The following is a 21786-nucleotide window of genomic DNA, read 5'->3' as shown; positions in this document are numbered from 1 at the left end:
TAATCTGCCCTGTCTTTAATGAGAACCTTTCACATCTAATGTGATCGATGCATGCTTGTTCTTTTTAAAAGTAGATGTCTTAATTCTTTCTTGTAATTTAGCATAAAAAAGATCTTCGTTAATAGGGAGTTCAACCCAATCATCGATCCATGCCGATAAATGCATGGCATTCGAGATTTCCAATCCCTTTATGCCTTCTACACCAGGTCCAAGCAGCTCTGTCCCATTGCGGATAGCATTTACCCAATTTGCTGTGATCCCCTTATGCTGTGTTGCTTCTCCTTTAATAGGAATATCAATTTTCCAGCATTCCGGTTCGCCAAATCCCCCTTTATATTCTTTATTGAACTCCCTTTCCGATTGTCTTAGTCGCCAGAAGGTTAACTTTCCATCCTCTATGACTACTTTTCCGCGATCACCCGATATTTCATAGCGATTCGTTCCAGGAGAATCACCTGTAGATGTAACAAAGACGCCCGTTGCTCCATTTTCATATTCCACATATGCGGTCACATCATCTTCTACTTCAATATCATGAAACTTCCCAAATCCACAAAATGCGCGGACTCGTTTAGGCATTAATCCACTTGTCCATTGCCATAAATCCAGTTGATGCGGATCTTGATTTAGAAGAACTCCGCCTCCTTCCCCAGCCCATGTCGCTCTCCAGCCACCTGAATCATAATAACTTTGTGAACGATACCAATCTGTGATAATCCAGTTTGTTCGTTTAATTTCTCCCACTTCGCCACTTTGCACAAGCTCTCTCAGCTTTTGATATAAGGGATTGGTTCGCTGATTAAACATAATCCCAAATACCTTATCGCTTTTGCTTGCAGTCTCGTTTAATTCCCTTACGTTTTTTGTATATACACCTACAGGTTTTTCAACTAAGACATGAAACCCTTGTTCTAGTGATTGAATCGCCAATGGTGGATGATCATAATGAGGTGTTGCAATAATAACTCCATCCATATCCGAACATTCAAAAAAGCGGTCAACATGATCGAACTGCTGAACATGCTCTCTTAATGTTTCCTTTGCCCATTTCAATCTTTCTGGATTGCTGTCACACACAGCAATTAATTCCGCTCCCTCAATTTCGCCATTATTTAAATACATTGCATGCGAACTTCCCATATTACCAATACCGATAATGCCTATTTTGACTTTAGCCAATCTTCTCCGTCTCCTTCCTAACCTCTCTTTTTCATTTCTAAAGCTTTACTGCAAAAGTCTTGTTAAACGTTTAAGATTTTCTAAACTTATTCGGAGACTATCCATCGGATCTCCTGGACAAATATCTTGTTCAACTGCATACCATTCAACCCCAGCTTTTTTGCACCAATTTAAAATAGGGGGAAAGTCGATCAGCCCTGTACCAACCTCTGCAAAAGTTTGCCTTTCATCATTTGTCATATCTTTTAAATGAATGATTGGCATTCTATTTGCATAGGGTTTAAGAAATTGCAGCGGATCTTTTCCAGCCTTTTTTACCCAGAAAACATCAATTTCCGCAAAAATCTTATTATCGGAAGTAGGCTCCAATAAATATTCCAGCGCTGATTTCCCATCTATGTCTGTATCAAATTCAAAGGCATGATTATGGTAGCTGATGCGAAATTCTGGTGTTTTTTCAGCCACTTCATTCAAAAGCGCCTTTACCCCCTCATACCCGTCTTGATTTCTTACATCCTCTGGTAAAAATGGGCAGACAATATCTTTTGTGTTATATAGCTTTACTTCCTCCACTACTTGTTCTAAATCGTTTTCTAACCGATCAAGCGGGATATGTATTCCAGCTGTGCCTAGATTATTTTCCTGTAAGGCCTTTGCAACTTCATGCGGATCATAGTCAGCAGGTAATGCAGATAGCTGAACCCCGTCCCAGCCCATCTCCTTCAACTCTTTAAATACAGGGGAAATTCCTCTCTTTAATTCTTCTCTTACTGTAAACAATTGGGCAGCAAACTGATTATGCATCGAACTCGCTCCTTTTTTTGTAAAATAAAAGTCGATACCTCTATCTTAATCGCTAAAATGAGAAACACATCAGCTAATCTTGTTCATTATTGGCAATTATTTTACCCCTATTGCTTTTTCAATGTCTTAAGGCAGACGATTTGCTCAATCGTGCACAAAAATAAAAAAGGTATCATTCTTAAGTAAATATAATCTCCTAAAAAACTACATATCTCCTAAACTTCGATTGGAAACAAGGACTTCATCGATTCTGATTTCCCTCTTCAGCATAGATGATTGGATGATCGCATCAATCATTTGTAAGGAAGGCAGGGCATCTTTGACATGTATAAAGTCCCTTCTATTCTCTAGAATACAAGCATAAAAGCCGTCAATCAGTTTTTTATGACTTGCTCCATAATAAAACTTAGAACCATAAAGCTTAGTATCTTCTTCTATCACTATCTTACCGCCATTATCATCTAGCATCGTTAGCCTATTGTCCTTAATGGTCAACTTTTGATTTTCGCAGACGATTTGAAGCTCTACACTTGAGTTATTTCCATTCGCGTTTGTAGCAAAAAAGAACCCATTAATCCCATTTTTGAAAACTATTCTGGCTGCTGCCGTATCTTCCGTTTCAATGCCATAATCAAGAAGCTGGTCAACAGTTCCTCTTATTGTCGCTATTTCCCCTCCCAAAAGCTGCATTAAATCTAAAGTGTGAATCGCTTGATTAATCATGACTCCCCCACCAGCTAAGTCTAATTTCCCGCGCCACGGCTTATTGTCATAATAGGATTTTGTCCTTGCCCAAGTGACGATCCCTTTGATCCCTACGATTTTTCCATACTTATTTTCTGCGATAATCTGCCGTAGTTTTTCAACCGTTTCATTCAAGCGATTTTGAAAACAAATAGCGATTTTCACTTGTTTGTTGTCCTCTTCAAGTTTCAGTAGTTCAAGACCTTCTTCTGTGTGTAAAGCCAGTGGCTTTTCTTGCAAGACATGGATGCCTTTTTCCACACAAGCTTTTGTCACTGGATAATGAAGATAATGTGGTAAACAAATATGTACACAATCTAACGTTTCCTTTTCAAGCATTTCTTGGTAATCTGTATAAAAATTTACCCCCTGCACACTCTCCCTTCGTGTTTCATCGATATCACTTACTGCTACTAACTCAGCTGTTGGGTTTGCTTGAATAGCAGAGAGATGAATACTCGATATATCACCGAGACCAATCACAGCTAATTTTAACATTAGACATGCTCCTCCTTTTATAAAAAACAGGCAGACTGGATACACCTTTTTTTTTTTAGTTTCTAGTATCCCATCTGCCTCATTCCTGCAATTTAAAGTCTATCTTCTAGCGGTTTTTGACCCACTCCGTACTTTCCTTTTGCGCTTTTTCCAGCGCATCTTCTGCACTTCTTTTTCCTGTTAATGCTGCTTCAATTTCAGACGTTAAAATATAACGTGGCTGTGAAGAGCCCCATGGATATCTTGGTGTCATAGGAGTAGACATCGCTTCAAACACTGAAAGCATCAAAGGTTGTTCTTTCACACTATCCCATTCTGTTGCTGATTTCACAGATGGTACTAAACCAAGTTCTTCGTAGACATATTTTTGAACAAAATCACTTGTAGCAAATTTAAGCCACTCCCAGGCTAATTCTTTGTTCTTGCTGTCTTTGGCAATGGTAATTGGACTTCCTGCAAATAATCCGCCTTGCCCATCATCATTCTTGAACTCTTGCGAAATGGCAATTCGATCGCCAAGTCCTTGAGCATAGGCTGGTTTTACCGTATCGCCAGGTCCCTGGTTTAGCATAATCGCAATATTATTTTCTTTTGTTAACCATTTTTCATTGCCTTGGTTACTCACAATGCCTTTAGGAGCATAATTTTGCATATCTAGTAGCCAATTTAAGCCATTCAGCATTTCTTTTGAATTAAAAGCAAATTCAACCTCATCCCAGGCAAATCCAGTTCCCCACTGTCCGTTTTGTCCTTCCGCCAAATCGACTAAAGTGAAGGCAGAAGACCAGTCACCCCGGAACCAAATCCCATAGTTTTGCTCCCCTGTTTTCGGATTTTTCCCAGTCATTTGTTTCGCCTTTTCTGCTACTTCCTCCATTGTTGGATACTCAGACAAATATTCTACTCCCCATTCATCAAATAACTGTTTATCATAGCTGATAAAACGTGCATCACCCAAAAATGGAAGTCCGAAAATATCTAACTCCTTACTATCTGGACCTAATGCTTTCCACCCTTCTACTTGATTATCAATAAAATTATCTAAATCAAATTCTGGATCTTTCTCAATCCATGGCTGCAATGGTTCTAGAACACCTTGTGGAGCAAAATCAGCAACACCTGGCATTTGATACACATCTGCTTCCCCTGACGTAATCATTGCTTGGGTTTTCTCCGTGTATCCTTCCCAAGGCATCAGAACGAATTTCACTGTGGCGCCAGGATGCTGCTTTTCAAATTCTTCTTTCAGCACTTTTACCCCTTTGACTGAATCACCTGTAATCGGATCTGTCTTGTCTTCCATCGCGAAATCACCAATCATCATAACGGTTATTTGCTGTCCTGCCCATTCTCCATCCTTATCGGAACCTGAAGAACTTCCTGATTTAGAACTACACCCAGCAAGCGCAGCACTTATTACCATCATCCATGCCAAAGCAAATGCAGCCGTCTTAGAAAATAACCTCTTTTTCATTTTCCAACCCCCAATTTATTTGAATGATCTATTCCCCTTTGACACCACTCAATGCAATACTCTGGATAATATATTTTTGTAAAAATAAATACACAATGACAATTGGTAATACACTTACTGTTGCTAGGGCCATCGTTAACCCGCCGAGACTGGACCCATTTTCCAGCGAGAAACTCGCTAAATAAAGCGGAATCGTCTGCAAATTCAAATCATTAATAACAACTAATGGCCACATAAAATCATTCCAGCTCCAGATGAACGATAAAATGACCATTGTTGCTGCTATCGGACCTGCCAGCGGCAAATACACACGGAAGAAAATTTTAAATTCTCCCGCCCCGTCAATTTGTGCCGCTTCCCTTAATGTATCTGGCAGCTGATCGAAAAACTGTTTACATAGAAAAATAAGCATTCCACTAATAACGGATGGAAGAATTAAGGGCCAAAAAGTATTTAATAAGCCAAGTTGATTAAAAAAAGTATATAAAGGGATTAACCGTGGTTCCATTGGAATCATTAATGTACAAAGAACGATGACAAACAAGACTCTCTTCCCCTTGAATTTCCCTTTTGAAAATGCATACCCCGCTAATAAAGAAGCAGATACACTTAAAAAGACAGAACTTACGGTTACAATGGCGGAATTAAGATAAGCTTGGATAAGTCTCCCATTCTCAAAAACGATCCCATAATTGAAGGATGAAACTGCTTCTGGTATTAGCCGCGGCGGAAAAGGCATGACAATATTAGCCGTTCGATCAAACCCTACGCTGATCATCCAAACAAATGGCGCCATCAAAACTACTCCAAACACAAATAGTACAATATACTTTAGAATAACTGTCGTTCTTTCCAGCTTTTTCATGGAGATCGTATTTTTCATCGTCTCCCTCCCCACTAAATTAGATTTTCATTTTCGACATTTTTAAATTGATAAACGTAAAAATTAAAATAATAATGAACATAATATATGTGGCAGCTGAGGCAATCCCGAATTCAAAACCGGTAAACCCACGCTCGTAAATAAAGGCTCCCATTGTTTGTATAGAACGAGCAGGGCTTCCATTTGGTCCTCCTATTACATACACCTCATTAAAACGTTGCAGCGCTCCAATCCAGCCTGTTATTAATAAGAAAGCAAAGGTACCCGTCATATTAGGAATCGTAATGAACAGCCATTGCTGTAACCCACTTGCTCCATCAATTTTTGCAGCTTCATACATTTCTGAAGGAATCGCTTGAAGATTAGCAAGACATATAATGATAACAAAGCCAATCCAATGCCAAACTGCCAGCAGTATAACGCCCCATTTAGAAGTACTAGGCTCAGAAAACCACCCTGGAGTCGGCAGTCCCATAGAGTCTAACGCAAAATTAACAATTCCCATTTCTGGATGTAAAACAAATTGAAAGATCATGGCCGCAGCAACAATTGAAGTAACATTGGGCAAGAAGTAGATAACTTTAAAGAAATTTTTTCCCTTTCCAACAGAGTTAATTAAGGTAGCAAAAATGAATCCTAAGGGAATGGTGATTAGCACTTGAAATATTCCGATAAAAAAAGTGTTCCAAACAGCATTCCAAAATGGTCCTGATGTTAAGACCGTGCGAAAATTATCTAAACCCGTAAACCTTTCTATTGTTCCATTTGATTTAAAAAAACTTAATCTAAATGATTCAATAACTGGATAAACCATAAACAGCAAAATCCCTAAAAAACTAGGAATTAAGAAAATATACCATGTCCATTGTGTCGTTCTTCTTTTCTTTTTCTTCTTCGCAGCCTCCATGTACATACTGGTTTCCGTAGCCGTAACATGATTATTTTCCATAAAATCTCCTTTCCTTAATGGATTGATTTTACTTTTTTCCAATATGACAACGCTTTCAATTTTATAGAAATAATCACGAGATACTAACTATATCTCTCGCATGCTCATTTCTATAAACAATACTATTACTTTTATCGAGATTACGTGTTTATGTTCCCTTCTGATTCCATTGTATGAAAGTTATCTACTTTTAACGTGGATAGAATTGTGTAATCTGATAAAGAAATTGTTTTTTATTGCTCTTTTAAATAATCATATTTAAAAATCGGTGCTGTAGAGACATTGTGGGAGAATTTAGCTTAATTCGTGTTTTTCATACGAATGGCTTTGCTATTACGGTATTCTGTAGGAGTTAGTTTCACTTGTTTTCGAAAAAAACGACTGAAATGAGAGGAATCTTCAAATCCTGATTCAAGAGATACTTCAAGAATCGATTTGTCTGGATGTATCTCCAGCAAATATTTGGCGCGGTTTATTCGACAGCTCATGATATATTGCATAGTTGTATATCCTGTTACATCTTTAAAAATTCTCGACATATAATACTTGCTAATATTTAAATGATGGGCAATATCATCTAACGTGATTGGTTCACAGAAATGCGTATCAATCCATTCAATCATTTTTTTGACATGAAGATTTTTATCAGATTCAGCATGAATATTATGTTCAAGTTGCTGCTTACTTAACTCATAAACCTTAAATAAAAGCTGCATCAGCATCGCTGTTAACTCTCCCACTTGGAAGCGATCGTCGACTGCGTTTTCTTCCTTGGATCTTTTCACTTTCTCTGCCAATTTCTTTATCAATGCTTTTACTTCAGCAGACTGTCCTTTATCTTTTATATGAAATAAAGTATTGCTCAATTGATTAAATGGCGATAACAATTCCGGGACATTTAAATTGTTTAAAAGTGGCCGCAGCCATTCGGAAGAAAATTCAATCACACTGCGCTCATAATAAGCGCCAGGCTCAGGATAGGCTCGATGTAATGTTAGGCCATTCATAATAATTAGGTCATCCTCCTGTAAACGATAAATCCGATCACCAATTAAATATTTACATTCTCCCCCATGAAAGTAGTATATTTCATACCTATCATGAGAATGGTAACTAAAATCTTCATAAGTTTCCACCTTATCCATTAAACGATAGAGTGCGATTATTTTTTCCGTCATCCTTAACCCCTCCTATTTAAAACGTTTTCAAAACATTAAAAATAAACTTGCCACCATCCCCAACTAATATCTTTGCTGAAAATTTTTCTTTTATTTATTCTCTATTCTTATGATAGTCACCTTTTAAAATTACAAAATTAATGTATATGAATTTTGTATTGCTTATTCCATATAAATAAAATGGAAATGCTAACTGAAGATTTTTAAACTCTCAAAATTGTTCTCTTTTAGAAAAATGAAATTTGTCCTAAACTACTTACTTTAAATGTAACCTCACTTTTCTCCCTTGTTTCTTCATTTAACACTCCATAACCAATAAAACGACTACTTTTTACCACCAGTCTTATTAATCCTTTGCAGAAAAATAGAAAAAGCCTTTCAAAATGTAATTAACCGTTCGGAAAGGCTCTCTCCTAATTACAGTGCCAACACTGCATATTAATCTCTTGATGCATCATAATATATTTTTTAAAAGTCGTAAATTTAATTATATATTCAATTTATAGTAGTGTAAGAGTATTTTTCATACTAAAAACCCCCACTTATAGAGTGAGGGTCTTGATTGTGTATAACTACCTCGCTTAAAAGTAGTTATGTGACTATTATACTACGAACAAGGAATATATGACCATAACTGGTAATGTTAGATTGTTGCATCTTTCAATCCACGTAATGCTTTATTGTTACATTCCCCTTCTATCTATAAAGGTAACAGCAAATGAAATACTATAATACCAACGGGATAGATCCAATGCAGCCACTTAATGGTTCCCACATTAATTCTTTTAGAAATACCTTGGAATATTTCCGGTATGAAGATAAAGAAAACCTGACATGCTATTCTTAATTTCTGCCCGTCACTAAAAGGAATGAATTCAAATCCGTCTGCAGCATTCCCATCAAAATTACCTAAATACATAAGGAAGTTTTCAATCGGCAATACCAAACAAAGCAAAATACGGCTTATTTGTACAACCGGACTTAGCTTTTTCTTTTTTAACCCTTTACAGGATAAAATAATTCCTGCAATGGCTAGAAGTAATGTCCCCGAACTTAAATATACTTGCTCAGTGATATATTTCAATAAAAACCCTATTAAAAACATAATATCTCCTTTAAGTTTTTATATACTCACCCTATATCATTAAATAATACGCAGCATTTTGAATGAAAGTACCTCACCGTTATCGGTACGGGTTACTAATGACTATCAACCAAAAATATGGTCTTCTTGTGACATGGGATGGATTAATAATTCATCTTGTATTTTTTCAATGTTCCCCATTTTTTGATTGCACAGGAAATCTCATAACAGCTTTTAGACCTTTTTGATTTGTGCCTTTTGAAAGAATGAGGTGACCATGGTGAGCCTGAAGAATTCTTGCTACCATCGGAAGCCCCAGACCATGTCCTTGATCATCAGTTTGCTTTCTCGTTGATGAATAAGGCAACTCGGTTATCTCCGCCAATTTTTCTTGCGGAACTCCTCGTCCATTATCACTTACAACAAAAAAATATCGGGAATCTTCGGATAGAAAAGTTTCCAGTATGATTTTACAGCCTTTTGGGTTATGTCGCACACTGTTATTAACAAGATTTCTGATAGCCCTAAGTAATAATTTCTCATCTCCAGTGATTTTAACTGCTTCTTCGGCAAGCTTCAATTCAATCTCATACTGGTCGTCTAATCCACTATTCAGAAATTCCGCAACAACTTGTCTTGCCAATACTGACAGACGGATACTCTTCAAATGCAAAGGCTGCATTTCATATTCGAGCATTGAGACCAAATTCAAGTCGCTTACAAGTGATCGTAGCTTCTCACCCTGTCGCCTAATAATACCAGCCTGATACCTTTGCTCCATAGGCAACTCTGAACCATCTTCCATCTCGCTTGCATAGCCGAGGATCATAGATAAAGGTGTACGAATATCATGGGAGATTCCAGCGATCCAGTTAGAACGAGCTTCGTCTTTTGTCTTCAATGCATCCGTCTTTTTTTGAAGCTTATCCGATGCAGAATTAATGCTATGTGCCAAATCACCAAATATACCTTTGGAATCCAACTGAATTTTCTCCTCCCTTGCTAGTTTGTGGACACCCTCTACAAGGGGACGTATTCCTCTTATAAGACGCATACCAATCAGAACTGAGATTAGTAGAGTCAGGGCCACATTAACAACTAGCAGCAGAATAAGCTTAAGAGGTAATGAACTCACCCAATCAGAAAGAAAGTCAAATTGATACTTCCAATGACTTTCCTTGGGGTATCCCACCACAACCAATCCATCATCATGCTCCCAAACATAAACCGGATATTCCATAAGATAGTACCGTGAAAACTTGGCTACATCGACTAGGTTGTAGGTTTGTGGAACATCATCAGGCAGGTGATAATCCCATCGCACATGCCCATCTTCATCAAGCAGCATCGCCCATGATTGATTGCGTTTCAACAGCATTGCTACATCCTCATCTATACGATAGCTATCGTTCTGTTTGCCTAGACCTTCGGCTACTTGCCGAAGCATATCTTCAGGTGACGGACTTTGGTTAATTTCCTTGAATACCAGTGTCCCTAACAGAACCAAATTAAATATAAGCAAAAATATCGAGATAAAGATGGTGGTGGTGACGAACCGACGCAAAATGCGAATAATCCCTTCCACCTAATCTGTCTCCTGTAGTAGAAGTTTATATCCCAGTCCCCTAACAGTAATAAGATGGATTGGTTTAGAGGGATCTAGTTCAATTTTTTCACGGACTCGCCTAATATGAACCATCAATGTATTTTCGTAACCATAGCTGTCGTCTCCCCAGGCAGCCTGACATAACGCATCACTCGTAACAATTTTCCCCTCGTTTTCGTACAACTTTACAAGAATAGCATGTTCCTTCGCAGTCAATGAAAACTCTTTCTGGTCACTGTAGCTTTGCACAATAGCGCTCTCCAGATTGATTATACGATCCCCCAACTGGAAAACAGATAGTTGCTCTGTCACAGGAGAAGCGTAAACACGCTTTAAGATTGCCATAAGCCGTAATATTAGCTCGCGGGGTAGAAATGGTTTCACAATATAATCATCTGCGCCTAAACCCAGTCCGAGCAAACGGTCTTCATCCTCTCCACGGGCAGAGAGAAAAAGCACCGGTATATCTGAAAGCTGTCTGATAGAAGAGAGAAGGGAAAATCCGTCGCCATCAGGTAACATAACATCAAGAATCGCAATATCCGGTTTGTCTGTTTTGAAAAAAGACAAAGTCGAAGCACAGTCAATTGCAGTAAAAACGCGAAAAAACCCCTCTTTCCTTAAAAATTTTTCAATCATTATTCTGATTTCAGGTTCATCATCTACAATTAATATCTTTTTTTCTTTTAAATTCGCCAATCTACATCACCCAATTTTATTATACATGCTTAAGAAAATAATTAATATTCTTTCAATTCCCAGTTAAGACAGAAGTGAATGTTGAGTAATAAAAAGCTAAGACATGCCTTTCATTTTTACGTTTATAATGATTAAGGTGGTCATTTTTTGTATCGTTATCTCAACTAGATATCTTTGAGAAAGACCTTTTCTTCTTTAAATCTTTTTACTTTCGATATCGCTGTTTTACTGCTTCAGGTAGCCCCTCGAAGTCTATCTCTTCCCAATGTGTAACTCCCCGAACCCCCGTGTGATATAGTTGAATATAAGCCCCTTCCCTCAATTGTTTCCCAGCGGAAAACTCAAGTTTTTTTTCTTCTCCTTTTTCGTTATAGGCAGCTAGTTCATAATCGTAACGTTCATTGTCATCTTGAACACCGGAACCGGTTATCATAGTATAGTAGACGGTTTTTCCAGCAGGGTTATCAGGTTTCAACTTTTCTGGATTCATGAAGAACATCCACAAGCAAATCCCAATTATGATGACGAGCCCCAGCATTAGCAATATTTTTTTCATCACAAATTCCTCCTAAGCCCAATCAGGATGATACAATATCTTTATTTTTCAATCGATGAATAAAGATAGACGCAAAAATAACAACAAAAGCCATGTTCATTGCCCAAAATTGAATGTTTTGTAAGCCAGTAAGCTTATCCTGGCTTAACACGCTCATACCAATGGTGAGTAGCGAGAAAGGGAAAAGCAGGCCCAACTTTGCAATATACATGCCCAGACCGATAAAGACTGCGAGAAGGCTAATACCAATAGGTGTAGCAAAGCTCCGAATTCGCAGCGATAAGCATAATTGAAAGGCAATAATAGATAAAGAAGCATACCACCCACGTATTATCCAACCCAAAGTCTCAATAGGGAAAGGTCCGGGTAAAGAAAATAGGATGCCTGCAATCAAATAAAGTCCCATAAACAACGCTTGTGCAAATAAGATTAAAATGCTAGTAACAAACAATTTGGCAATAAACACACTTGCAGCCGATACAGGAGAGGTCATTACCATATGCCAATTCCGGTTTAGGTTCTCCAGCCTGCATACATATGCACAACAAATAGCTATCAAGATTGGTAGGAAAAACTCACCATAAAAAAGGCTCACTTGTGTCCATAAGCTATACCATCCATTTTGCAGAACACCTTGGTTAAAATAATAATTTGCACCTCCAGTTAGAAGGCTTAGGATAGGAAGTACAGCAAGTACAAGACCAATCCGGGTATGCCTTAATTTCAACCATTCAGCAGAAATACTTCGTTCCATCTACTTCCCTCCCTAAATTTCCTGCCGGTTTACATGAATATTTCCGGCAATATAGAGTAGAACAGTCATAATCAATGCAGCCACAGCAATTTCGATATCTATAGGTTGCATTATATAAGTGCCAAAAGACTCGGCGTATCGAAAAGTAACTGGACTGATATCCAAATAATAAGACCATATAAAAATATGTCTAAGAGCAGCTGGTATCAATCCAGCAGTCATTCCAATAAAGCCACCCACCATGCCCAAACATAAAGCAAAGGCTTGATTTTTTATAGCAAAGGAAATCCATTGCTGAAGTGCCGTAACAGCGAGTGTTGTCAACAAAGTCCCCATAATAAACTGGCTGAAAAATTCGATAGGTGACCCAGGAAAGTCATTTATCAGTCCAAACACAATCATGAGTACAGTTTGTGCAAAGATGCCAAACAAGAGCAAGCTGTTAGCACATATATACTTCGCTATATAGAGATGATTACGGCTTACATTGGTAGCAACAAGCATTTTCCATGTAGCCCCTTTATGCTCCATATCACAAATTCGTGAGACCACAATGGCTGAAATAATAGGCATAAAAAGCCCATTCATAGAGGATACATTAAAAATGACAGATTCCCAGATGGCGTGATTTGGATTACTAGCAATGGATCGACTAATAGACATGAAGGCCCACAGCATTTCTACAATAAGAAATAACAGAATCATCATCCATATTTTTTTGCGGCGAATTTTGAAATATTCCAATCCTAATGTTTTAATCACAAGCTTCGCTCCTTTCCTGTCAACTCTAAGAAAATATCTTCCAGACTTTTTTTCTGTTCCTCGATCCGTGAGACAGGAATGTTATGTTCAACAAGTAATCTATTCATTTCTGCCACCTCCATATCCTCAAGATGACCTAACCATAGCCGACTTCCGGTTATAGCTGGACTGTAACCCTTAGTAATAAGTAATTGTTCCGCTTTGGCATTGTCTCCAGTTTTCAGATAGATTGTAGAACTGCTTTTTTGTCGAAGGCTTGTCATGCTACCTTGGAACAGCATATTCCCTTCACTGATAATACCTACAGTAGTAGCTATCTGATCAATCTCTGAGAGTAGGTGGCTGGAGAGTAACACAGTTATCCCATAGCGTGTAGGGAGGGCTTTAATAAGTTCTCTAATTTCACCAATGCCTGCGGGATCGAGACCATTCGTCGGCTCGTCAAGAATCAGTAGCTTGGGGAATGAAAGAAGAGCCATTGCGATTCCTAGTCGTTGTTTCATTCCAAGCGAATATTGCTGTGTCTTTTTGTTTTTCTGATTTTCCAACCGTACAATACGAAGCACCTCATCTACATTTTTATCTGGTACATTTCTCAGGCGCTGCATGACCTTCATATTCTCAAGCCCTGTTAGATGTCCATAGTAGGAGGGTGACTCAATTAACGATCCGGTCCTTTGCAGAATAGATTGACGTTGCTTTTCAAGACTCTCACCAAAAATTTTGATTGTCCCTTCCGACTTCTTGATAAGTCCGAGTAGCATTTTTAGCGTGGTTGTTTTCCCCGCACCATTTGGACCTAAAAAACCATAAATTTCTCCTTCACGAACATAAAGGTCAAGTTTATTTACACTGTTAACAGCCCCATATGTTTTAGTCAGATTTTGCGTTTGTACAATAGTTACCGCACTCATTATCAAATCAGCTCCATTTAAATCATATTTCTTGATATTTCTCCCCTGTTTCAAAAGTAATGAACCAACCTTTCCTCAATCTAAAGAGAACCTTACATCAACCTTAAATCAATTAGTGTTGCATTAATTTTTCTCTAATCGGAGCTAGAATTCTTCCTGTTTACATGCCCATCTTAAAAAGGGACGATTATCGCGCACTTGCATTTGCATAGGAATTCCTTAACCTTAGGAAAATAAAGAGCAACAAGGCGTGGAAAACAAACATATGCTTTAACATAAATAAAGTCGATTCTTCCTACGCTAAGGAATCATCGTTATATAGACAGGGCATTAACTTTTCTATTTTGGTTCTTCCACTTTTATTTTTTAACATAGGAATAGAAAATTGATCTTCCATTTGTATCATTAATCTTGCTAACTAATGTTCATTTTGAAATATCATTAAACATTCAAGATAAGCGCTTTTTAACCTCGTATGATTTCATGTAAAAGATTAATCAATAGTTATTTGTTTTCCTGTTAACCTAATATCGAACTTTTCCTTTTTATAAAGGTTATATCCAATCATAGACATCATCGAGATAAATCCACTTACCTTCCATTCTTTTAGGAATTCTATTTCTCCCTCCAAAATTTTATATAGCTTTTCTTTGGCCGTTTCAATTGGTCCAAGTCCATATATATTGATGTTTTACCTTCTTCCCCTTCTCTATAAGATTTACGAATATACAAATACACCTTTCCTTTAGGTTTCTTAGTTAAGTTAAGTAACCCACCCTAGGAAAAGTATTAAGAGTTCAACTTTAGTCAAACTAGAAATACCCTATTGAGAGATTTTTTTGGTGGATATTCTAAATATAAATATTTCTTTTCCAGTGCCTTTTTCGGTGACATAATTGATACATTATAGTAAACTATATATAAACTTAATAAAAATATTATCAAATTATACGCAACAATTAACCATATAAAGAACAGGAGAGTGAAGCTCATGCCCTTAATCAAACTAGATATGCTGGAAGGCAGAACAGAAAATGAAATAAGACAAATTCTGGATGTGACTCACGATGTGATGGTACGCAATTTTCAAGTTCCTGAACGAGATCGCTATCAAATTGTCTCGCAGCATAAACCGTATGAAATGATTATTCAAGACACTGGTCTAGGATTTGAACGTTCAGAAAAGATGCTTGTTTTTACCATTACAAGCAGAGAAAGAAAGCAAGAACATAAACAGAAGTTTTATCAGGAATTAACTGAAGAGTTAGAGGCCAAATGTGGTATCGCTCCAAATGATGTAATGGTTTCATTCATGATTAATGGAGACGATGACTGGAGTTTTGGATTTGGTGAAGCACAATTCCTTACTGGGAAACTATAAAACGAGATTCTACTTTTTGTAGAGTCTCTCTTTAATTTTCCGCATAAAAAAGATACCTCTTTTCAAAGGTACCTTCAACAATTTCCTTTATTCACTAAACACCAATGCCTTTTGACTTGTTCCAAACTCTCTAATTTTATTTCGTACTGTTTCTTTCACTGCTTCCATTCCTGGTGCAAGAATAAATCGTGCATCATACACATCAGGATTTTCTGTTAATACTTGGCGAACTGCTTTCGCCCATGCCTGTAAGCATTCTGTATTTACATTTATCTTTGCATGCCCTAATGCAATCGCTTTTTTTATTTGGTGATCAGGTATACCGGAACCTCCATGAAGCACTAATGGCACACCTGTAAGCCCTGCAATTTGTTTCATTTCTTCGAACCCTAATACTGGCTCTCCCTGATATGGTCCATGAACAGATCCTAATGCTGCAGCCAAGGCATCTATTCCAGCCTCTTTCACTAGACGAGTGCATTCAAATGGATCTGCATATTGAATCCCTCCAATTAATCCGTCTTCCATTCCTCCAACCGTTCCAACTTCTGCTTCTACCGATACTCCTTTTGGCTTTGCGTACTCTACCACTTCTTTTGTCATTAAGATATTTTCTTCGATAGAATAATGTGATCCATCTATCATAACCGAACTAAAGCCTGCATCTATCGCTTGTTTACATCTATCAACACTCATTCCATGGTCGAGATGTAGTGCGACCGGTACGGAAATTTTCAGTTCTTTTATAAGCTCCTTAACTCCAGCTGCTATGGTTTTAAATCCACCTAAATAATCGACTAAACGATCAGATGCCGCTACGATGACCGGCGACTTTTCTTCTTCGGCAGCCTGGAGAATCGCTTGAACCCATTGGAAATTATTCATATTATATTGACCAACTGCATATTTTTCCCGCTTTGCTTTTTGGAGCATATCATGCATGGAAACTATTGACATAAAAGCCGCCTCCTTTTTTCTGTATATTCTGAATATTAATCGATGAAAGAATCCTTTAGAGAGGTGAGTTATCTTTCAAACTCTTCCTCTCTATTACTATCAAAGCCTTACTTCACTTCTTCTGTTAAGAAATAGGGCGCCAGCACTTTAAGCGTTTTTTCTTTAGCTGTTTTCACTACTTCTTCTGCCTCAAGTTGATAATACTCTGGTCTAAACACTTCTATAGACGCGTGATCAGAAAACCCTTTTTCCTTTATAATTTTCAAAATGCTCTTTAAATCGATTACGCCATCTCCGGGAAAAACTCGATCTTCATCCAGCATGATTCCCGGAATATAGTCTTCTACATCGTTAATATGAAATAAAAAGACTTTAGAAAAATCAGTATTTCTTAAATCTTCTAAGGTAGAATTCATTGCATAATACTGATATGTATCGAAAACGATGCCGACATTTTCACGATCAACTGCAGCTACAATCTCATTCGCAAAGCTCAACGTATTAACGGTAGCATGTGGATGACCAATAAATTCGAGCGCTAGTTTTACCCCATATGGTTTAGCTAAATCAGATAGTTCCGTTAAAACTTCGACACAGCTTTGCTTAATGACCGGCCGCAGAATCTTCTTTTCTGATACTAAGGGAACGACTACCATTCGATCGACATTTAATATTTTCGCATATTCAAGCATTTCTTTATATTCTTCAAGCAGTGCTTTGTAGTCTTCATCAGTGCGGTTATTAAAGTAAACGAGTGCATTCAACGATAATGGCTTTAAGTGATGTGTTTGAAAGAACTCCACTAATTCCTCAATCGAATGTGTCTCTAAATACTCCTTTAACTTATCAATCGAGCGGATTTCGATATAATCATATCCATATTTTTCAAGCAGTTGCAGATCTTGCTCTAATGTGGAATTTTCTAATGTTGTCCCTTGGTTCATTGCTAACTTCATCAGCAATTCCTCCTATTCTATTCAATATTTAATCCTTCCTTAATAGACTTTAAAGTTACTTCATTTGACCAGTCTGGTTTGTCCGGATAGGCAAATACAGAGTTGGTTACAATTCCATCAAATTTAAATTCTCTTAACTTACGGTAAAGCGTATCAAAATCAATTTCCCCTTCACCAGGGTTTAAATGTTGATGGATAGTAACATTTGCATTTGGTGGATTTACGATATAACGAAGCCCGAATGCAGCTTTATGGTTCATCGTATCTGCGATTAATACATGTGCAAGTAAATCTTTTGCTTCATCCAATTGTTGAGCGATATCCCCTTTTCCATCATCATAGAAGAAGGCATGGGCTACAGAGTAGACTAACTTAATCCAATCCTTATCTAACGCACGAATCATCCGCACCGCTTCTGTATTAAGCTCGATAAAATCATTAGGGTGAGATTGTAAATTTAGTTTGATTCCTTCTTTTTCAAAAATAGGTATTAACTCATCCATTGAACGAATAAAAGCTGCTTCGCTTTCTGTTGGACGACTCTTATCACCAGCAAACTCGCTGTTCATTAAATCCACCCCTAATTCAGAGGTAATCTCAATACAGCGTTTCCAGTTACGAACAGCTGATTGCCGTTCTAATTCATTTGGCGAAGACCATTGTTGTACAGGTAATACAGAAGAAATTTTCACTCCTGCATCCGAACAGTATCGCTTCAAGTCTTTGATTAGTTGTTTATCTACCTTTGGATATTCATAAAACCAAATAAAGTCTTTACGAGGCGAAAGTTCTACATATTCGTACCCTAGTCTTGCGACATGATCAATTGTTTCTTTTAAGCCGGTATTATCTCTATAATGAGATGGATCATAAGCTAAACGCATGTTCATTCCTCTTTTCTTTATATACTTTTTAGATAGTAGACCGCTATTTTCCCAAAATAGATAGCGATCTACTAAAATAATAAGTTTCTAGCTATTAAACATTTGTCGGCTGCACATTATCTTTATAAAAGCTTGGTTGTTCTTGCAATACTATTTCTTCTTTCACTCCCGAATTCTGTGCTTTAATACATGCATCTGCGGTAACTTGAGCAATATAGCCATCCCATGCTGTTGGACCATTGGGCTCACCAGTTTCTTTGATTGAATCCATAAAATGCTGTAATTCCACATCGTAGGCATCTACAAAACGTTTCTTCCAATCCATCAAAATTTGCGATCCTAATGTAGCATTTTTGCGGAACGGAACCGTTGCAACCTCTGGTAATTTTACAATCCCTTCTTCTCCAACTACTTCACATTGAATATCATAGCCATATTTGCAGTTAACAGAGATTTCCGCATTTATAACAATACCTGATTTAGTTTCTAAAATTACTACTTGAGGATCTCTTAAATTCTCATGGGCATACCGATTCCTTTTCGGAAACAATACTTGCACCGACTTATAATCATCATTTACGAGCCAATGCAGAACATCAATTTCGTGAATTAATGTATCACTTATTGCCATATCCGTAGAATAAGTTGTGCCTACTTCTGGATTGCGATGTGCGCAATGAATCATTAATGGATCTCCGATAAAATTAGCATCAAGTAGTTCTTTTAATTGAACATATCCACTATCATATCTGCGCATAAATCCAACTTGCACCAAACGCTTTCCATGCTTCATTTCTGCTTCTACAATACGCATACATCCCTCAGCAGTTGTCGCAAGCGGCTTCTCACAGAAGACATATTTTCCTGCTTCGATAGCAGCCAAAACACTTTCTTCATGTGCAGGTCCCCAGCTTGTTACAAAAACAGCATCTACATTTCCATCTGCAATTAACGATTTATCATCTGGAAATATCCCTGCATTTAAATTAAATTGTTCCACTGTTGTTCTAGCAGATTCTTGATTCACATCCGTTACGGCAACAATCTCTCCGCCTGCTAGCTTTTTTGTAATTCTATTAATATGTTCTCTGCCAATGGCACCAGTTCCAATTACACCAATTTTTAATGTCATATTATTTATACTCCTTCCAATTTAAGGTATAAGTGATCAGTGATAAAATACTATTTGGCGATTTTCATCATTTCCTTATCCTGATTTCGGAAATATTCTTCTAGCTCTTCTAAAGATCGACCTCTTGTCTCTGGCAGATATTTCTTAACAAATGCTATGGCAAACACTCCTAATACAACAAAAACAAAGAATGTAGTAGATAATCCGATATTAGCCATAAGAATAGGGAAAGAAAATCCGATTAGGAAATTAGTAATCCATAAACAAAATACGGTTACTCCCATTCCAAGTCCGCGGACCCTTTGCGGAAAAATTTCAGACAGCATGAGCCATGTTACTGGAGAAATAGCCCCTTGCTGGAATGCTAGAAATGTTACGGTTAAAGACAGCACTACATACGGCAAGGATGGCTGGCCTTCTAGGACTAAAGAAAAGATGCCGATTAACAGCAAGGAAAGTGTTGTACCAATTTGCCCTGTTAATAACATCGGTCGTCTCCCCACTTTACCCAAAAGCCATATTCCCACAAACGTGGCAAGAACAGAAATGACTCCATTTGCGATATTCCCTATTAATGCTGCTTCCGTTCCAAAACCAGCGTCTCTCAAAATTTCCGTTCCATAATACATAATCGAGTTAACACCTGTAATTTGTTGAACAATCGCGATTCCTAACCCAATAAAAACAATTCTTCTTATCCAAGGAGTCGTAAGGTCTTTATATGTAGCCTTCTCCGTATTCTCTTCTTTCGAGATAGCGTTTTCAATTTCCTGCAGTTCTAATCTTGCTTGCTTTTTATCTCTTACCTTCTCTAATATTTGTAACGCTTCCTCTTTACGCCCTTTTGAAGCTAACCAGCGTGGACTTTCAGGTACTCTCAGCATTCCAAAGAATAAGAACACTGCCGGAATTGCAGCAATTACCAGCATATATCTCCACACATGTGTGGCATCACCAAACATATTTCCTATTATGGCGTTAATAGTAAATGCAAGTAATTGACCTGTTACAATCATCAATTCGTTTTGCGTGACCATTCGCCCTCTTCGTTCAGCAGGAGACATTTCCGCTAGGAAAGTTGGTACTGTAACAGAAGCTCCTCCCACTGCCAAACCTAGTAAGAAGCGAAATATAACCATGAGCAAAACATTTGGGGCTAATGTACAGCCAAGCGTTGCGACAAAAAAAATTAATGCTAAGTTTAAAATGCTCTTTCTACGTCCATATAAATCTGCCAATCTACCAACAAATACTGCTCCAAAAGCAGCTCCGAATAATAAGGAACTCGTAACGAGCCCTTCTGTTACAGGTGTTAAATGAAGCTGCGTTTCATCAGACATAAATGGCAGCGCACCATTTATTACCCCTGTATCATATCCAAAAAGCAATCCACCAAATGTCGAGATTAGCGTAATCAACATTAAGGATTTCCTGTGAGAGCTGCCACCTCTACTCCCTTGTTCTGTCCCCATTCTCTTAATCCCCTTTATATATGATTTTTTTCAAATAATGTTTCATCAATATATTTTCTAGCAATAAGAGCGTATTCTAAAGGGTGTGCAATGGCTGGATCTTGCTCTGCCTCAATGACTATCCAGCCATTATAATTTGTCTTGAGCAAATAGTTATATACTTCCTTAAAATCAATACATCCATCCCCCGGGACTGTAAACATCCCTTTTAGAAAGGCTTGTAAAAAGGATAGATTATTTCTCTTGCATTCTTCTAAGGAAATTAGCCGTACATCTTTAAAATGTACATGTTTAATTCGATTTCGATGTTTCCTTAATAGAGTCATATAATCATTATCAGATACAAAAATATGTCCTGTATCATACAATAGATGAACATATGATGGATCTGTCATCGCCATTAACCGATCAATTTCTGCTAATGTTTGTACTCCTGTGCCCATATGATGGTGATAAACGAGATGAAGATCATAATCACTTGCAATTCTGCCAAGTTCATTTAATCCTTGTGTGAATACCTCCCACTCTGCGTCCGTAAAAAAGGGCTTCTCTCCAAATACATTTTTTTCTGTTCCTTGAATACTGTTAGTCTGTTCCGAAACAACTGCGACAGAGGCATTCACCTCCTTTAAATAAGCACAATGCTCATGAAACTGTTTGGATACTGTTTGTATTCCATCACGTATCAGAAAGCTACTAAACCATTTACCAGCAATTCTTAAATTTCGTAGAGCCAGCTCTTTTTTCAATATCTTTGTATCAGGAAAAAATCCTCCAGCCTCTGTTCCCTGAAAACCTGCAACAACAATATCGCTTAACAAATGTGATAGAGTATTCTCAGCCCCAATTTCGGGTAAATCGTCATTACGCCAGCCGATTGGAGCAATCCCCCATAAAATCTCTTCTCTCATTTTCCTTTT

At 37.6% G+C, this 21786-nt stretch carries 21 protein-coding genes; 1 reads left to right on the top strand and 20 read right to left on the bottom strand.

From position 1 onward, the window contains the following. Window positions 1-15: 15 nt before the first annotated feature. From NSQ89_RS04920 to NSQ89_RS04855, 14 genes are all read right to left on the bottom strand, one after another. Window positions 16-1179, bottom strand: coding sequence for a Gfo/Idh/MocA family protein (locus NSQ89_RS04920; protein WP_047941498.1), 1164 nt, complete (start codon window positions 1177-1179; stop codon window positions 16-18). A gap of 45 nt (window positions 1180-1224) precedes the next feature. Beyond that, entirely contained in the window at window positions 1225-1983 is a 759-nt protein-coding gene (locus tag NSQ89_RS04915) for a sugar phosphate isomerase/epimerase family protein (protein WP_047941497.1), read from the bottom strand. A 204-nt stretch (window positions 1984-2187) separates the two neighbouring features. After that, complete coding sequence (locus NSQ89_RS04910; protein WP_341132323.1) at window positions 2188-3225, bottom strand: Gfo/Idh/MocA family protein; 1038 nt, start codon at window positions 3223-3225, stop codon at window positions 2188-2190. A gap of 106 nt (window positions 3226-3331) precedes the next feature. Continuing rightward, complete coding sequence (locus NSQ89_RS04905) at window positions 3332-4699, bottom strand: extracellular solute-binding protein (RefSeq protein ID WP_047941495.1); 1368 nt, start codon at window positions 4697-4699, stop codon at window positions 3332-3334. Window positions 4700-4727: 28 nt separating this feature from the next. After that, window positions 4728-5582: a carbohydrate ABC transporter permease gene (locus NSQ89_RS04900; RefSeq protein WP_047941494.1), complete on the bottom strand. Its 855-nt coding sequence runs from the start codon at window positions 5580-5582 to the stop codon at window positions 4728-4730. 19 nt (window positions 5583-5601) lie between these two features. After that, window positions 5602-6531, bottom strand: coding sequence for a carbohydrate ABC transporter permease (locus tag NSQ89_RS04895; RefSeq protein ID WP_341132322.1), 930 nt, complete (start codon window positions 6529-6531; stop codon window positions 5602-5604). A gap of 299 nt (window positions 6532-6830) precedes the next feature. Further along, window positions 6831-7709 (bottom strand): AraC family transcriptional regulator, encoded by an 879-nt coding sequence (locus NSQ89_RS04890; RefSeq protein WP_341132321.1) that lies wholly within the window; start codon window positions 7707-7709, stop codon window positions 6831-6833. 700 nt (window positions 7710-8409) lie between these two features. Further along, a complete protein-coding gene (locus NSQ89_RS04885; protein WP_341132320.1) occupies window positions 8410-8814 on the bottom strand; it encodes a hypothetical protein in 405 nt (134 codons plus the stop codon). Window positions 8815-8980: 166 nt separating this feature from the next. Continuing rightward, window positions 8981-10378, bottom strand: coding sequence for a sensor histidine kinase (locus tag NSQ89_RS04880; protein ID WP_341132319.1), 1398 nt, complete (start codon window positions 10376-10378; stop codon window positions 8981-8983). Beyond that, window positions 10379-11098: a response regulator transcription factor gene (locus NSQ89_RS04875; RefSeq protein ID WP_047941490.1), complete on the bottom strand. Its 720-nt coding sequence runs from the start codon at window positions 11096-11098 to the stop codon at window positions 10379-10381. It lies immediately after the preceding gene. 205 nt (window positions 11099-11303) lie between these two features. Continuing rightward, the gene (locus NSQ89_RS04870) at window positions 11304-11654 is read right to left on the bottom strand and encodes a YxeA family protein (RefSeq protein ID WP_341132318.1); all 351 of its coding nucleotides are present in this window, start codon (window positions 11652-11654) and stop codon (window positions 11304-11306) included. A gap of 22 nt (window positions 11655-11676) precedes the next feature. After that, window positions 11677-12408 carry an ABC transporter permease gene (locus NSQ89_RS04865; protein WP_341132317.1) on the bottom strand — a complete coding sequence of 244 codons (732 nt, stop codon included), beginning with the start codon at window positions 12406-12408 and terminating at the stop codon, window positions 11677-11679. Between the two features lie 12 nt (window positions 12409-12420). Continuing rightward, the gene (locus NSQ89_RS04860; protein WP_341132316.1) at window positions 12421-13170 is read right to left on the bottom strand and encodes an ABC transporter permease; all 750 of its coding nucleotides are present in this window, start codon (window positions 13168-13170) and stop codon (window positions 12421-12423) included. Further along, window positions 13167-14084 (bottom strand): ABC transporter ATP-binding protein, encoded by a 918-nt coding sequence (locus NSQ89_RS04855; RefSeq protein WP_047941486.1) that lies wholly within the window; start codon window positions 14082-14084, stop codon window positions 13167-13169. The genes NSQ89_RS04860 and NSQ89_RS04855 overlap by 4 nt, the downstream gene beginning before the upstream one ends. A gap of 991 nt (window positions 14085-15075) precedes the next feature. On the opposite strand from NSQ89_RS04855, the gene NSQ89_RS04850 reads away from it, so the two are divergent. Further along, window positions 15076-15465 carry a tautomerase family protein gene (locus NSQ89_RS04850; protein WP_047941485.1) on the top strand — a complete coding sequence of 130 codons (390 nt, stop codon included), beginning with the start codon at window positions 15076-15078 and terminating at the stop codon, window positions 15463-15465. An 87-nt stretch (window positions 15466-15552) separates the two neighbouring features. Here the strand turns inward: NSQ89_RS04850 and fba are convergent, their stop codons facing one another. From fba to iolE, 6 genes are all read right to left on the bottom strand, one after another. After that, complete coding sequence (gene fba, locus NSQ89_RS04845) at window positions 15553-16422, bottom strand: class II fructose-1,6-bisphosphate aldolase (protein WP_095257817.1); 870 nt, start codon at window positions 16420-16422, stop codon at window positions 15553-15555. Between the two features lie 107 nt (window positions 16423-16529). Continuing rightward, window positions 16530-17378, bottom strand: a complete 849-nt coding sequence (locus tag NSQ89_RS04840; protein WP_047941478.1) for a sugar phosphate isomerase/epimerase family protein — start codon at window positions 17376-17378, stop codon at window positions 16530-16532. Window positions 17379-17395: 17 nt separating this feature from the next. After that, window positions 17396-18262 (bottom strand): sugar phosphate isomerase/epimerase family protein, encoded by an 867-nt coding sequence (locus NSQ89_RS04835; protein WP_047941477.1) that lies wholly within the window; start codon window positions 18260-18262, stop codon window positions 17396-17398. 94 nt (window positions 18263-18356) lie between these two features. Beyond that, window positions 18357-19394: a Gfo/Idh/MocA family protein gene (locus NSQ89_RS04830; protein ID WP_047941476.1), complete on the bottom strand. Its 1038-nt coding sequence runs from the start codon at window positions 19392-19394 to the stop codon at window positions 18357-18359. Between the two features lie 50 nt (window positions 19395-19444). Next, the gene (locus tag NSQ89_RS04825; protein WP_047941475.1) at window positions 19445-20866 is read right to left on the bottom strand and encodes a sugar porter family MFS transporter; all 1422 of its coding nucleotides are present in this window, start codon (window positions 20864-20866) and stop codon (window positions 19445-19447) included. A 14-nt stretch (window positions 20867-20880) separates the two neighbouring features. After that, complete coding sequence (gene iolE / locus NSQ89_RS04820) at window positions 20881-21777, bottom strand: myo-inosose-2 dehydratase (RefSeq protein WP_061799786.1); 897 nt, start codon at window positions 21775-21777, stop codon at window positions 20881-20883. Between the last annotated feature and the right edge of the window lie 9 nt (window positions 21778-21786).

This window comes from Niallia sp. FSL R7-0648, from assembly GCF_038007005.1.
In the GTDB taxonomy this organism is placed as follows: domain Bacteria; phylum Bacillota; class Bacilli; order Bacillales; family Cytobacillaceae; genus Niallia; species Niallia circulans.
Note: the sequence above shows the minus strand (reverse complement) of the source record. Positions and strands in the feature narration are given on the sequence as shown.